This is a genomic window from Streptomyces sp. NPDC043685, from assembly GCF_056436585.1.
In genome coordinates, this window is sequence record NZ_JBWKCH010000008.1 from 146,981 (window position 1) to 160,118 (window position 13,138).

Here is a 13,138-nt window from a genome sequence, read left to right on the forward strand (position 1 = left end):
CCGTCGGCCGCCGTACATGGCCGAAACCTTGACAAGTGACATGCACAGGCTGGAGATTGACGCGCGTAGAAGTGGGCGGACAGTTGTTCACCGGGCCGGCCCACCCGGCCCACCGCCCTCTTCCCGCATGCGCGTCACACGCCGCCCCACAGGTAGCGCAGCCAGCCGTTCCACACGTGTCCGCCCTCGTCCCGGCGCCCTGTCACGTCCCCGGAGGGAATCCCGTTGCCGAGCAAGTCGTCCGCGCGTCTCGCCGCGCTCACCGTCGCCGCCGCGTGCTCCGCGGCATCCACGATCGTCCTCACCGGCCCCGCGCACGCGGAATCGGTCCGCATCCACGACATCCAGGGCAGCACCCGGATATCCCCGTACGCCGGCAAGCAGGTCACGGACGTGGCCGGAATCGTCACCGGCATCCGGACCTACGGCTCCTCCCGCGGCTTCTGGATCCAGGACCCGAACCCGGACGCCGACCCGGCCACCAGTGAGGGCGTCTTCGTCTTCACCAGCTCGGCGCCGAAGGGTGTCGCCGTCGGTGACGCCGTCACGGTCAGCGGCACGGTGTCGGAATTCGTCCCGGGCGGTGCGGCCTCCGGCAACCAGTCGGTGACGGAGATCACCAAGCCGGCGACCACCGTCGTCTCCGGCGGCAACGCGCTGCCCGCCGCCACGGCGATCACCTCGCGCGAGGTCCCGGCCGCCTACGCCCCGGCCGGCGACACCGCCGCCGGCGGCTCGGTCAACGCGCTCCCCCTGCGGCCCGCGCAGTACGCCCTGGACTACTACGAGGCGCTGGAGGGCATGTCCGTCCGGGTCACCGACACCCGTGTCGTCGGCGCCACCGACCCGCACACCGAGCTCTGGGTGACGGTGAAGCCGCACGAGAACCGCAACCGCCACGGCGGCACGGTCTACGGCTCCTACGACGAGCAGAACACCGGCCGCCTCCAGATCCAGTCCCTCGGTGCGACGGCGGACTTCCCCAAGGCGAACGTGGGCGACACCCTCGCGGGCAGCACCGCGGGCCCCCTGGACTACAACCAGTTCGGCGGCTACACCCTGGTCGCGAGCGAGCTGGGCACGCTGAAGAGCGCGGGCCTGGAGCGCGAGACGACCCGCGAGCAGCGCTCGTCCGAACTCGCGGTCGCCACGTACAACGTCGAGAACCTCGACCCGACCGACGACACGTTCGCCGCGCACGCATCCGCGATCGTGAACAACCTGAAGTCGCCCGACATCGTGTCCCTGGAGGAGATCCAGGACAACAACGGCGCGAAGAACGACGGCACCGTCGCGGCCGACCAGACCCTGACGAAGCTGATCGACGCGATCGTCGCGGCCGGCGGCCCGGCGTACGACTGGCGCTCGATCGACCCGGCCGACGGCACCGACGGCGGCGAGCCCGGCGGCAACATCCGCCAGGCGTTCCTGTTCAACCCGGAGCGGGTGTCCTTCGCGGACCGCGCGGGCGGCGACGCCACGACGGCCACCGGCGTGCAGAGGATCCGCGGCAAGGCCCACCTCACCCTCAGCCCCGGCCGCATCGCACCCGCCGACGAGGCCTGGAAGAACAGCCGCAAGCCGCTGGCCGGCGAGTTCGTCTTCCGCGGCCGCACCGTCTTCGTGATCGCCAACCACTTCAACTCCAAGGGCGGCGACCAGGGCTTCACCTCCCAGTACCAGCCCCCGGCGCGCAGCTCCGAGACCCAGCGCCACCAGCAGGCCACCGTGGTGAACGCCTTCGTCAAGGACATCCTCGACACGCAGAAGAACGCGGACGTCATCACGCTGGGCGACATCAACGACTTCGAGTTCTCGAAGACCGCGCAGCTCCTGGAGGGCAGCGGCGAACTCTGGTCGGCGATCAAATCGCTTCCGCGCAGCGAGCGTTACTCGTACGTCTACCAGGGCAACAGCCAGGTCCTCGACCAGATCCTGATCAGCCCGTCGATCCGGCGCGGCTGCGACTTCGAGTACGACAGCGTGCACGTCAACGCGGAGTTCAACGACCAGATCAGCGACCACGACCCGCAGGTCCTGCGCTTCCGCCCGTGACATCGGCGGGGGCCGGCCGGGCCTTGCGCCCGGCCGGCCCCGCACCCGCCTGATCAGTCCGGCACCAGCCCCAGAGCGTGCCGGTACCGGCTGCCGGTGCTCCCCTTCAGTCCCGGGTACGCGCGCACCCGCTCCCACTGCTCGCTCGTCGGGGCGGCCAGCGCCCGGTCGTAGGCGTCGGCGCTCTCCCACTCCGCGTAGTTCAGGACGTGCCCGCCGTCGGTACTCAGGTGGAAATGCGCGGAGACCAGCCCGGCATGCCCCTCCGGGTCGTCGTCCAGGGCCTTCACCACGAGATCGACCCACTCCTCGCGCCGCTGCTGCGCCCCGGCCTCGAAGTCGACCCGCACGGTGACGATCAGCCCCGGCACCCTCGCGTCTCCCACGGCGCGTTCCCGGCTCCGGTACCGCCGGTACCGGCCGAGCCCGACCCGCTCGATCCCCGGCACGGCGGTGTCGATCTCGTCGACCCGTTCCTGCCGGTGAGCCTTCACGAACGACTCATAGGCCTGCTCGCCGGTCCACTGCGAGTAGTGCATCAGCGTGGACCCGTCGTCCCCCGCGTACACGTGATACGCCAGCAGATCCACGGCGGGCCAGGGCCGCCGCTCCCAGGTGCGCCCGACGGCCTCCACGGTCTGCCGCTGCCGCTCTGGGGTGCCGACCCGCCAGGTGCTGAAGAACGGAGCAGCGGCACGGGGGTCGGTGGGGTCGGGGTGCTGGTCGGTTCGACGGCTCATGAACACTCCAGTCGTAGCGCCGGTCGCGAACAACCCCACCTTTCAACCTCGACCGAACTTGAGGTCAAGCGGCAGCGGGAGAGAGGCGGGCGGGCCGAAGCCGCTCCCGCCTGAGCGGTGAGCGAGACCACCCGCGCGCGGACACGGACTCGGACCGCGACCCGGCCCTCACCTGTGCCCGTGCGCGTGCCTCCACCGCATCACCCCGACCGCCACCACGGCCCCCGCCGCCGAGGCCACCAGCACCGGCCCGGGATGCCGCATGCCCGCCTGGACCACGTTCCGCACCGGACGAGGCCCGGCATGGGTCGCCTTGTCGTGCACCGTGTGCCCCGCCTGCGCGGCGGTGCTGCGCAACTGCACGGTCATCGCCCCGGCCTTGTCCCGCAGATCGGCCGCCCGCGCCAGCGCACGCCCCTTCACATCCGCCTTGCCGGCCAGCTCCTGCACCGTGTTGCCGAGTTCACTGCGGGTCCGCTCGATCTGCCGCCGCAGCTCATCGGGCCCCTTCGCCCCACCCATCGCGTCCGTCATCGATGCGCCCTCTCCTTGATCTCCTCCACGTCCGCCCTGACGCTGCCCAGGGTCCGCTCAGGCGTGGGCGGCGCGGCCTTGCGCAGCTGGCCCCGCCCGGTCGCCGCCAGCACGGCCGCGATCACGAACAGCACGCCCGTCACGATCAGCGCCGCGGCCCAGACGGGCAGCACCAGCGAGAGCGCGGCGACACCCGCACCGGCCAGCACGAGCAGCCCGGCGTACGCGACGGCGCCGGCCGCCCCGAGCAGCCCGCCACCGCGCCCGGCCCGCCGCCCCTTCTCGGCCAGCTCCTGCTTGGCCAGAGCCACTTCCTGCCGTACGAGCGTGGAGAGCTGCTCCGCGGCCTGCCCGACGAGCTCGCCCACGGAGTGGCGCTCCTCGTGCACGGCCCGATGATCCATGATCCCGGTCACGTGTTCCGCCTCCTCTCGAAGTCAGGAACACCCGGGTACCCGGACGGCCGGGCCACACACAATAAAGCAACACTTAACAATACAGCGAAGCGGAATTAAGTGGAGCTACACGGTGAACGGGCCGACACTACCCCCATGACCACACCGCCCGCACCCTTCTTCGGCCGCGCCCTCTGCGCCATGATCACCCCCTTCACCCCGTCCGGCACCCTGGACCTCGACGGCGCCCGGCACCTCGCCGCCCACCTGGTGGCGAACGGCTGCGACGGCCTGGTCCTCTCCGGCACGACGGGCGAGTCCCCCACCACCACGGACGCCGAGAAGTCGGCTCTCGTCACCGCCGTCCGAGAGGCGGTGGGCGACCGCGCGAAGGTCGTCACGGGCATCGGCACCCCCGACACCCGGCACACCGCCGAACTGGCCCGGGAAGCGCACAAGGCGGGCGCGGACGGCCTGCTGGTGGTCTCGCCCTACTACAGCAGGCCCCCGCAGGACGCGATCGAGGCCCACTTCCGGGAGATCGCGGACACCTCGGAACTCCCGATCATGCTCTACGACATCCCGGCGCGCACCGGCACCCGCATCGAGCCTGAGACGATCCTCCGCCTAGCCGGGCACCCCCGGATCGTCGCGGTCAAGGACTGCTCCTACGACTTCCTGGGCGCCCAGAAGGTGATGGCCCGCACGGACCTGGCGTACTACGCGGGCTGCGACGAACACAACCTCGCGCTGTACGCCGTGGGCGGCGCGGGATACGTCAGCACCGTCGCCAACGTCGTCCCGGCCCGCCTGCGCGCCGTCCTGGACGCGTTCGACGCGGGCGAGACAACCCGGGCGGCCCGCCTCCAGCACCAGGCGACACCCCTCATCGAGGCGATCATGTCGGCGGGCCTGCCGGGCACCGTCACGGCCAAGGCACTCCTGAACGCCCTGGCCCTGCCCGCCGGCCCGGTCCGCGCCCCGCTGCGGGCCGCCGACGCGGCCACGACCGACACCCTGCTGTCGCTCCACGCGGCCCTTGCCGAGTCCTGATCACCGCACCGCGAACACCGGCTCCCACCGCCCCTCGGTGCCGTCCTTGGGCGACCGGAAGTCACTGAGCGGGATGGTCTTCGCCCCGCCGAGCGTCACCAGGACCAGCCGCTGGTGGTACTCGTTCCCGTCCGGCCCGATGTCCCAGGCGACGAGCGAGTTCCCGTCCGCCCACGCCAGCAGCTGCTGACCGCGCACCTCGCGCTTCTCGCCCGTGCGGCCGTCGAGGACGTAGGACGACGTCTTCCACTTGCGCCCCGCGAACTGACCGGCGACGAGCCGCCCGTCCGGTGAGATCCCCGCGTCGACGAACCAGTCCCGGTACCGCTCCGCCGCCGGAGCGGGGACCTCCTTGCCGCCGAGGTCGTAGAACATCTCACCGGGATCGGTGGGCATCCCGGACCAGACGAGGCGGCCGTCGTGGGTGAAGGCGAAGTCCTGACGGGAGTTGAGGAACGCGGTGGGGTCGTTCGCGTCCCCGCCGACCTTCACCCCCGCCCAGGAACTGCTCCCGGAGGCCACGTCGATGACGTGGAAACCGGTCCGGTCCGACTCCGTGAACGGGGCGTTCCAGCCCTCCGACCCCTCGATCTTCACCCGGCGGTCGGGATTCTTGCTGTACGACGTCGCGATGAGCTTCCTGCCGTCGGTGGAGAATTCCACCCCCGCCACCGGCCGGTCGACCGGGATCCACCGCTTGACCTGGCCGCTCGCCAGGTCGAGCAGTCCGATGCGCGGGACCGGCAGGTTCCGCTCCAGGACGGCGGCGGTCCTCAGTCCGGGGGCGATCGCGACGTAGGACCAGCGGTCGTCCTTCGCGTACTTCTTCGTGCCGGGGTCGAGCAGCCAGTACGTACGTTCCGAAACGGCACGGTCGGCGGACTGCTCGACCGTCCTGGTGGTGTAGTAGGCGGCGAGCGCGACCCGCCCCGCCGCGATGATGTCGCGCGGCGGCGACTGATCCGGGCGGGGGGTGATGGCGGTCTGTTCGATACCGCCCGAGGGGCGTGCGTCCCGCTCGCCGGAGTCCAGGCCGGGCACGGCCACGGCCACGGCGATCACGGCGGCGGCCGCGGCCGCCACGGACGCGATCCGCCGGCTGCGGCGGCGCCGGCGGACGGCCAGCACCCGCTCGGCGAAGCCGGGGGCCGCGGGCGGCTGCCCTTCGGCCTGGTCGCGCAGCGCGTCACGCACGAGCTCGTCGACGTTCACTGCCGCACCTCCACGGGCGAGTAGTCAGGGGAGCGCCGCTGTTCGGCGGCGGCCGGGCCGAGGGCGGCCAGCTCGGGTGCGAGGGCGCGCAGCCGGGCGAGGGAACGATGGGTGGCGGACCGTACGGTGCCGACGGAGCAGCCCAGGATGCGGGCCACCTCGCCCTCCGGCAGGTCCTCGAAATAGCGCAGCACGAGCACGGTGCGCTGCCGTGCGGTCAGCCGGGCGAGCGCGCCGCGCATCACCAGACGCAGCTCGGCGGCGCCGGAGGCGTCCGGGTCGGTGCCGGTCTCCGGCAGTTCGGCGACGCTCAGTTCGCGCCGCGGCCACTTCAGCCGCCAGCGGCTGACCTGCTGGCGGTAGAGGATCTGCCGGACGTAGGCCTCGGGTTCGTCGATGCGGTGCCAGCGGCCCGCCGCCTTGATCAGCGCGTTCTGGAGCAGGTCCTCGCCCGCGTGCCGGTCGCCGCCGCTCAGCAGGACGGCGGTCTTCAGCAGCGCGGACGACCGGTTCGCCACGAACTCCCGGAAACTCTCCTGCGCTTCGGCATCCATCGTCACCTTCGCTCTCCCCCGGGGCGAACCCTGTGCCCGCCCCCCGTACTTCCTGTGACGCGTACGGACGTGCCGCGCTATGCCACCGGCCGGGAGAAAAGACGAGGACGGCCCGTACCGCAGCCAGGCTGCGATACGGACCGTCCCCGTCTGCTCCCTCTGTTCAGTTCCAGGCGTACCCGTCCCCGAACAGCAGCGTGTGCTCCAGCACGTCCTCCGCCGGGTCGTCGATCTGCCCCACGTTGACGTTGATCAGACCCACCCGATGCCCGTTGTGCGAGCCTGTGTTGGTCTCGTCGGCGTGCGCGGCCCCCGCCGGCAGCCAGCAGACCGCCAGCGCCGCGACCACCCCGGCCAGCCGGTGTACCACGGCCCGACCCCGCTCGTTCTTCATGCCCCGGTCCTCGTTTCGTCGTTTCGGCGTCTGATCGGACACTGCGCCCACCCGTTCATCTGCCAAGCCCACCAGGAGGTCACGCCGGGTCATCCGTACGGGAATCCTCCCAGGGGTGGCGGTCAGGCGAGCTCCGCTCGGCTCCCGGGAGATGCCGGCGCACGCTCAGGTTCTCGTCTCGTCGCTAGGCTCGGCCCCGTGAGCGAAGACGCCCGTCACATAGCGCACCACCGAGTCCACGTCGTACCCGCTGTACTGGCCCTGTCCAACCCGCCATGGCAGCAGGACGTCTGGCTCGATCCTTCGGTGTTCGAGAACCTGGACCATGTCTTCCACACGCTCTTCGATGACTTCTGCGACGCCGACGAGCCCGAGCGATACCTCGGAGTCAGCCTGAGAAGTGAGGCAGAGGTCGCTCTCATGCGTGAGCTGGGCACCGCTCTCAACGCCGCGGCGGCCGAGGCACCCAACGACACCGACGCGGAGTATCTACGGGCACCCTCATGGCCGACGGTCGTAGCGGTCGCGGGTCGTCTCGCTCAGGTCATGGTCGCGAACGACCTGAAGGAACTCGCCGCTCTGCACCACGCCGGTCCGGCACCCCGACGTGAGCCACGGCAGTGAGTGCCCCACACGAGCGCCCTCCCGGGCCGTCCTCGGGCCGTGGAAGGGCGCTCCATGGTGACCAACGTCGACAACTGCCGACAGCTCAGCAGCGGGTCAGGGCGTTGATCCATGACGCGGCCGCAGGTCACGGCCGCCCATGATCAGTTGTGGCTGTGCAGGATCTCGTTCAGACCGCCCCACACCGCGTTGTTCGGACGCGCCTCCACCGTGCCGGTGACGGAGTTGCGGCGGAAGAGGATGTTGGACGCGCCGGACAGCTCGCGGGCCTTGATGATCTGCCCGTCGGGCATGGTGACGCGGGTGCCGGCGGTGACGTAGAGGCCCGCCTCCACGACGCACTCGTCGCCGAGCGCGATGCCCACGCCCGCCTCGGCGCCGATCAGGCAGCGCTCGCCGATGGAGATGATGACGTTGCCGCCGCCGGAGAGGGTGCCCATCGTCGAGGCGCCGCCGCCGATGTCCGAGCCGTCGCCGATGACGACACCGGCGGAGATGCGGCCCTCGACCATCGACGTGCCGAGCGTGCCGGCGTTGAAGTTGACGAAGCCCTCGTGCATGACGGTGGTGCCCTCGGCGAGGTGGGCGCCGAGGCGGACCCGGTCGGCGTCGGCGATCCGGACGCCCTTGGGGGCCACGTAGTCCGTCATCCGCGGGAACTTGTCGACGGAGGTCACCTGCAGGTGCAGGCCCTCGGCGCGGGCGTTCAGGCGGACCTTCTCCAGGTCGTCGACGGCGACCGGGCCGAGCGAGGTCCAGGCGACGTTGGCCAGGAAGCCGAAGATGCCGTCCAGGCTCTGGCCGTGCGGCTTGACCAGGCGGTGGGAGAGCAGGTGCAGACGCAGGTAGGCGTCGTGCGCGTCGATCGGCTTCTCGTCGAGCGAGGCGATGACCGTGCGGACCGCGACCACCTCGACGCCCCGGCGGGCGTCCGGGCCGATCGCCGCGGTGGCGCCACCGCCGAGCAGTTCCGCGGCACGCTCGGCGGACAGCCGCTCGGTGCCGGACGGGCCGGGCGCCTCGGCCAGCTCGGGCGCGGGGAACCAGGTGTCGAGAACGGTGCCGTCGGCGGCGATCGTGGCGAGGCCGGCGGCCACGGCGCCGGTGGTGCGAGGAGCAGTCGTGTCGGTCATGAGGGCAACCTAACCGGCGGACACCGGTGGATGCGAACCGGTGCGGGGGCGTCTCACGGGACGGGCGGTATCCACCCCGTACCCACCCCGCCAGACGCCCCTCAGCAGCACGGACACCCCGGTCACCGGCCGGTCCACCCCCGTCCGGTCGCCCGCGAGCCACTCCCCCGTCCACCCGGCGAGTTCGGCGGCCAGGTCGGTGCGGGGATCCTCCAGGCCGCCGCACGAGGCGACCACCTTGGCGAAGCCTCGTTGGCCTCCCGCTGCGCTGCGACCAGCAGTTCGTCGAGGGTCTTGAAGTGGTAGGTCGTCGAGCCGAGCGGCACATCGGTCTCGGCGGCGGCACTGCGGTGGCTCGGTCCGGCGATCCCCTTCGCCCGACGACCCGGATCGCCGCGCCGATGATCCGCTGCCGTCACCCGGGGTCGTGACGCCGGGGCATCAGTGGGCCCCGCCCAGGTTCAGCACCACGACCCCGACGATGATCAGCGCGATGCCGGCGGCTTGGGGCCGTGCCGGCCGAGACCGTCTTCAGGGTCTGCGCGAGCAGCGCGAAGGAGGCGGCGAACCCTTGATCTCGAAGTGAGATCGGAGAGAAACCGCTCTCATAAACGCGTCACAGCCGCCCCACACGTCCACTACGGTGTCACCGATCACACACCGGGTCACCACAACTGCGCCGCCGTCAAGGGTGCCCCGCCGGAGGAACAGCGCATGGCAGAACAGAAGTCCCGGCCGCCGCAGGACCGCCCCTGGGAGAGCGACTGGGCCCCGGACACCACCCGGGCACCGGGAACGCGACGGCTCTGGCTCGCGGGCGCGCTGGCGCTGGCGACGGTCACCGCGTGCGCCACCGCCATCACCGTGATGAACAGAGAGTCGGGCGAGCCGGAACGCCGGGCGGCGGCGGAGCCGAGCACCCTCAGCAGTTCGGCCCCGGGTGGCCTGATCTCCTTCGCGACACCGTCCGCCGCCGCGGCCGGGAAGCCCGGCGCGGGCCGCGCGGATCCGTCCCCCACTCCCACCACCAGCGCCCCGAGCGCCTCGGCGAGCCCGAAGCCCGCCACGAAGGCCCCGAAGCCGCCCAAGGCGTCCCCGGAACCGTCCAAGCCCCCGAAGGCGCCCGCCTCGCACGGCATCTCCATACGCTCGGTCAACTACCCCGACCGCTACTGGCGGGTGCGCGACGGCTCCGTGCGCCTGGACCAGGTCGGCTCGGGCTCCGAGCAGCGCGAGGACGCCACCTTCCGGCGCGTCGCCGGCCTCGCCGACTCCTCCTGCTACTCCTTCGCCACCGCCGACGGCCGCTATCTGCGCCACCGCAGCTTCGTGCTGGTCGCCGACGCGCACGACGGCTCGTCGCTCTTCGGCAAGGACGCCACGTTCTGCCCGCACGTCTGGTCCCCGTCGGGCACGATCACGCTGGAGTCGGTCAACTACCCGGGCCGCTTCCTGCGCCACCGCAACTTCCAGCTCCGCCTGGACCCCTACGAGAACAGTCACCTGTTCCACTCGGACTCAGCGTTCCAGCTGGTGGACGGGCTGGGCTGAGCACGCGTGAGGGCGGCACCCGCAATGGGTGCCGCCCTCACGTGCGTCAGTGGATCTCAGACGTTGAACCCGAGAGCCCGCAGCTGCTCGCGCCCGTCGTCCGTGATCTTGTCGGGGCCCCACGGCGGCATCCAGACCCAGTTGATGCGCAGCTCGCTCACAAGGCCGTCCGTGGCGGACTTCGCCTGGTCCTCGATGACGTCCGTCAGCGGGCAGGCCGCCGAGGTCAAGGTCATGTCGAGCGTCGCGATGTTCGCGTCGTCGATGTGGATGCCGTAGATCAGGCCGAGGTTGACGACGTCGATGCCCAGCTCGGGGTCGACGACGTCGTACAGCGCCTCACGGACCTCTTCCTCCGAGGCGGGCTTCATCTCAACGGTCTCGCTCATGCCGTCGTCTCCTTCTCGGCGTCGGCTCCGCCCAGCACCTGGGCCGTAGCGTCCTTCCAGGCCATCCAGCTCAGCAGGGCGCACTTCACCCGGGCCGGGTACTTGGACACCCCGGCGAACGCGACCGCGTCCTCCAGGATGTCCTCCATCGCGTCGTCGGGTTCGAGCTTCCCCTTGGACTGCATCAGCTCCAGGAAGGTCTCCTGGATCTTCCGCGCGTCGGAGAGGTCCTTGCCGACGAGGAGGTCGTTCAGTACGGACGCGCTCGCCTGGCTGATCGAACAGCCCTGGCCCTCGTACGAGACGTCCTCGATCGTGGTGCCGTCGTACTTCACGCGCAGGGTGATCTCGTCACCGCACGTCGGGTTGACGTGGTGCACCTCGGCGTCGCCATCCCGCAAGCCCCGCCCGTGCGGGTTCTTGTAGTGGTCCAGGATGACTTCCTGGTACATGGAGTCCAGTTTCACCGTTCAGCACGCCCCTCAGCCGAAGAAGTTCCGTACGTGCTCCAGGCCGTCGACCAGTGCGTCGATCTCGGCCGGCGTGGAGTACAGATAGAACGACGCTCGCGTGGTCGCAGGAATTCCGTACCGCAGGCAGACCGGCCGCGCGCAGTGGTGGCCGACCCGGACCGCGATGCCCTGCTCGTCGAGGACCTGGCCCACGTCGTGGGGGTGGATGTCGCCGAGCGTGAAGGAGATCGCCGCGCCGCGCTCCTCGGCCGTGGTGGGGCCGATGATGCGCAGGCCGGGGACCTCCAGCAGCCGCTTGACCGCGTACTCGGTGAGCGCGTGCTCGTGGGCGAGGATCTTGTCCATGCCGATCGAGTTGAGGTAATCGATCGCCGCGCCGAGTCCGACCGCCTGGGCGATCGGGGGCGTGCCCGCCTCGAACTTGTGGGGCGCCGGGGCGTACGTCGACGAGTGCATCGACACCGTCTCGATCATCTCGCCGCCGCCGAGGAACGGAGGCAGGTCCTCCAGCAGCTCCTGACGGCCCCAGAGGACGCCGATGCCGGTCGGGGCGCACATCTTGTGGCCGGTGAAGGCCACGAAGTCGGCCTGGAGGGCCTGCACGTCCAGCGGCATGTGCGGTGCGGCCTGGGAGGCGTCGACGCAGACCAGGGCGCCGACCTCCTGGGCGCGGCGCACGATCGCCTCGACCGGGTTCTGGGTGCCGAGGATGTTGGAGACCAGCACGAAGGAGACGATCTTCGTCTTCTCGGTGATGATCTCGTCGATGTTCGACAGGTCCAGGCGGCCGTCGTCGGTGAGGCCGAACCACTTCAGCTTCGCGCCCGTGCGCTGCGCGAGCAGCTGCCACGGCACGATGTTGGAGTGGTGCTCCATCTCCGTGATGACGATCTCGGTCTCGGAGTCCACGCGGTAGGGCTCGTCGGCCCAGCCCAGCATGTTCGCCACGAGGTTGAGCGACTCCGAGGCGTTCTTGGTGAAGATCACCTCGTCGCGCGAGGGCGCGTTGATGAACTCCGCGACCTTGTCGCGCGCGCCCTCGTACAGCGCCGTGGCCTCCTCGGCGAGCACATGCACACCGCGGTGGACGTTGGCGTTGTAGCGCTCGTAGTACTCATTGAGTGCGTCCAGCACCTGACGCGGCTTCTGGCTGGTCGCCGCGTTGTCCAGGTACACGAGCTTCCGCCCATCGTGGACCTGACGGTCCAGGATGGGGAAGTCCTTGCGGATCGCCTCGGTGTCGAGGAGGCCCGGCAGCAGTGTCACGCGGATGCGCCACCCTTCGTGTAAACCTCGTAGCCCTCGTTCTCCAGCTTGTCGGCGAGCTCGGCGCCGCCGGACTCGACGATCCGGCCGCCGGAGAAGACGTGCACGTGGTCGGGCTTGATGTAGCGCAGGATGCGCGTGTAGTGGGTGATCAGCAGGGTGCCGACCTCGCCCGTCTCGCGGACGCGGTTCACGCCCTCGGACACGACGCGCAGGGCGTCGACGTCCAGGCCGGAGTCGGTCTCGTCGAGGATCGCCATCTTCGGCTTGAGGAGCTCCAGCTGGAGGATCTCGTGGCGCTTCTTCTCACCGCCGGAGAAGCCCTCGTTGACGTTGCGCTCGGCGAAGGAGGGGTCCATGTTGAGGCGCTGCATGGCCTCCTTGACCTCCTTCACCCAGGTGCGCAGCTTGGGGGCCTCGCCGCGCACGGCGGTGGCGGAGGTGCGCAGGAAGTTCGACACGGAGACGCCCGGAACCTCGACCGGGTACTGCATCGCGAGGAACAGGCCGGCGCGGGCGCGCTCGTCGACGGACATCTCCAGGACGTCCTCGCCGTCGAGGGTGACGGTGCCGCCGGTGATCGTGTACTTCGGGTGACCCGCGAGGGAGTAGGCGAGGGTCGACTTGCCCGAGCCGTTGGGGCCCATGATGGCGTGCGTCTCGCCCTGCTTCACGGTGAGGTCGACGCCCTTGAGGATCTCCTTCGTGGCGTTGTCGGCCTCGACGGTGACGTGCAGGTCTCGGATTTCAAGCGTTGCCATGGGT

The 13,138-nt window shown here is 70.7% G+C and carries 15 protein-coding genes and 2 pseudogenes; 4 read left to right on the forward strand and 13 right to left on the reverse strand.

Translation table 11 applies throughout. The annotated features are described in order from the left end of the window. Positions 1-225: 225 nt before the first annotated feature. On the forward strand, positions 226-2,055 hold the full coding sequence (locus AC0665_RS26080) for an endonuclease/exonuclease/phosphatase family protein (RefSeq protein WP_478705893.1): 1,830 nt from the start codon (positions 226-228) through the stop codon (positions 2,053-2,055). Positions 2,056-2,108: 53 nt separating this feature from the next. Here AC0665_RS26080 and AC0665_RS26085 read toward each other — a convergent pair whose 3' ends face one another. The 3 genes from AC0665_RS26085 to AC0665_RS26095 all read right to left on the reverse strand — a co-directional run bounded on the left by AC0665_RS26085 (position 2,109) and on the right by AC0665_RS26095 (position 3,733). Then, positions 2,109-2,795: an antibiotic biosynthesis monooxygenase gene (locus AC0665_RS26085; protein ID WP_478705894.1), complete on the reverse strand. Its 687-nt coding sequence runs from the start codon at positions 2,793-2,795 to the stop codon at positions 2,109-2,111. Positions 2,796-2,963: 168 nt separating this feature from the next. Next, positions 2,964-3,329, reverse strand: a complete 366-nt coding sequence (locus AC0665_RS26090) for a DUF3618 domain-containing protein (RefSeq protein WP_468410964.1) — start codon at positions 3,327-3,329, stop codon at positions 2,964-2,966. Then, positions 3,326-3,733: a phage holin family protein gene (locus AC0665_RS26095; RefSeq protein WP_363121660.1), complete on the reverse strand. Its 408-nt coding sequence runs from the start codon at positions 3,731-3,733 to the stop codon at positions 3,326-3,328. The genes AC0665_RS26090 and AC0665_RS26095 overlap by 4 nt, the downstream gene beginning before the upstream one ends. A 147-nt stretch (positions 3,734-3,880) precedes the next feature. On the opposite strand from AC0665_RS26095, the gene dapA reads away from it, so the two are divergent. Beyond that, positions 3,881-4,777 (forward strand): 4-hydroxy-tetrahydrodipicolinate synthase, encoded by an 897-nt coding sequence (gene dapA, locus AC0665_RS26100; protein WP_468637633.1) that lies wholly within the window; start codon positions 3,881-3,883, stop codon positions 4,775-4,777. Here dapA and AC0665_RS26105 read toward each other — a convergent pair whose 3' ends face one another. From AC0665_RS26105 to AC0665_RS26115, 3 genes are all read right to left on the reverse strand, one after another. Next, positions 4,778-5,989 (reverse strand): WD40 repeat domain-containing protein, encoded by a 1,212-nt coding sequence (locus tag AC0665_RS26105; RefSeq protein WP_478607074.1) that lies wholly within the window; start codon positions 5,987-5,989, stop codon positions 4,778-4,780. After that, entirely contained in the window at positions 5,986-6,543 is a 558-nt protein-coding gene (locus AC0665_RS26110) for a SigE family RNA polymerase sigma factor (RefSeq protein ID WP_468637631.1), read from the reverse strand. The genes AC0665_RS26105 and AC0665_RS26110 overlap by 4 nt, the downstream gene beginning before the upstream one ends. A gap of 163 nt (positions 6,544-6,706) precedes the next feature. Continuing rightward, complete coding sequence (locus AC0665_RS26115; RefSeq protein WP_468410968.1) at positions 6,707-6,937, reverse strand: hypothetical protein; 231 nt, start codon at positions 6,935-6,937, stop codon at positions 6,707-6,709. A gap of 198 nt (positions 6,938-7,135) precedes the next feature. On the opposite strand from AC0665_RS26115, the gene AC0665_RS26120 reads away from it, so the two are divergent. Then, on the forward strand, positions 7,136-7,561 hold the full coding sequence (locus AC0665_RS26120; RefSeq protein WP_478705895.1) for an SCO4402 family protein: 426 nt from the start codon (positions 7,136-7,138) through the stop codon (positions 7,559-7,561). Positions 7,562-7,704: 143 nt separating this feature from the next. Here AC0665_RS26120 and dapD read toward each other — a convergent pair whose 3' ends face one another. From dapD to AC0665_RS26135, 3 genes and pseudogenes are all read right to left on the reverse strand, one after another. After that, positions 7,705-8,694, reverse strand: coding sequence for a 2,3,4,5-tetrahydropyridine-2,6-dicarboxylate N-succinyltransferase (dapD, locus tag AC0665_RS26125; protein ID WP_363121640.1), 990 nt, complete (start codon positions 8,692-8,694; stop codon positions 7,705-7,707). A gap of 132 nt (positions 8,695-8,826) precedes the next feature. Continuing rightward, positions 8,827-9,100 (reverse strand): annotated as a pseudogene (locus tag AC0665_RS26130) (TetR/AcrR family transcriptional regulator); the annotation flags it as partial. A gap of 35 nt (positions 9,101-9,135) precedes the next feature. Continuing rightward, positions 9,136-9,304: pseudogene (locus tag AC0665_RS26135) on the reverse strand (QacE family quaternary ammonium compound efflux SMR transporter); the annotation flags it as partial. 104 nt (positions 9,305-9,408) lie between these two features. On the opposite strand from AC0665_RS26135, the gene AC0665_RS26140 reads away from it, so the two are divergent. After that, positions 9,409-10,245 carry an AbfB domain-containing protein gene (locus AC0665_RS26140; RefSeq protein ID WP_468410976.1) on the forward strand — a complete coding sequence of 279 codons (837 nt, stop codon included), beginning with the start codon at positions 9,409-9,411 and terminating at the stop codon, positions 10,243-10,245. A 56-nt stretch (positions 10,246-10,301) separates the two neighbouring features. On the opposite strand, the gene AC0665_RS26145 is transcribed toward AC0665_RS26140, so the two are convergent. Genes AC0665_RS26145 through sufC form a run of 4 tightly spaced genes read right to left on the reverse strand, consistent with a single transcriptional unit; the run spans position 10,302 to position 13,134 of the window. Then, positions 10,302-10,634: a metal-sulfur cluster assembly factor gene (locus AC0665_RS26145; protein WP_028809645.1), complete on the reverse strand. Its 333-nt coding sequence runs from the start codon at positions 10,632-10,634 to the stop codon at positions 10,302-10,304. Beyond that, the gene (gene sufU / locus AC0665_RS26150) at positions 10,631-11,101 is read right to left on the reverse strand and encodes a Fe-S cluster assembly sulfur transfer protein SufU (protein ID WP_033310795.1); all 471 of its coding nucleotides are present in this window, start codon (positions 11,099-11,101) and stop codon (positions 10,631-10,633) included. The genes AC0665_RS26145 and sufU overlap by 4 nt, the downstream gene beginning before the upstream one ends. Before the next feature lie 15 nt (positions 11,102-11,116). Beyond that, positions 11,117-12,373, reverse strand: a complete 1,257-nt coding sequence (locus AC0665_RS26155) for a cysteine desulfurase (RefSeq protein ID WP_478607086.1) — start codon at positions 12,371-12,373, stop codon at positions 11,117-11,119. Further along, the gene (gene sufC, locus AC0665_RS26160) at positions 12,370-13,134 is read right to left on the reverse strand and encodes a Fe-S cluster assembly ATPase SufC (protein ID WP_468410981.1); all 765 of its coding nucleotides are present in this window, start codon (positions 13,132-13,134) and stop codon (positions 12,370-12,372) included. The genes AC0665_RS26155 and sufC overlap by 4 nt, the downstream gene beginning before the upstream one ends. Positions 13,135-13,138 lie beyond the last annotated feature (4 nt).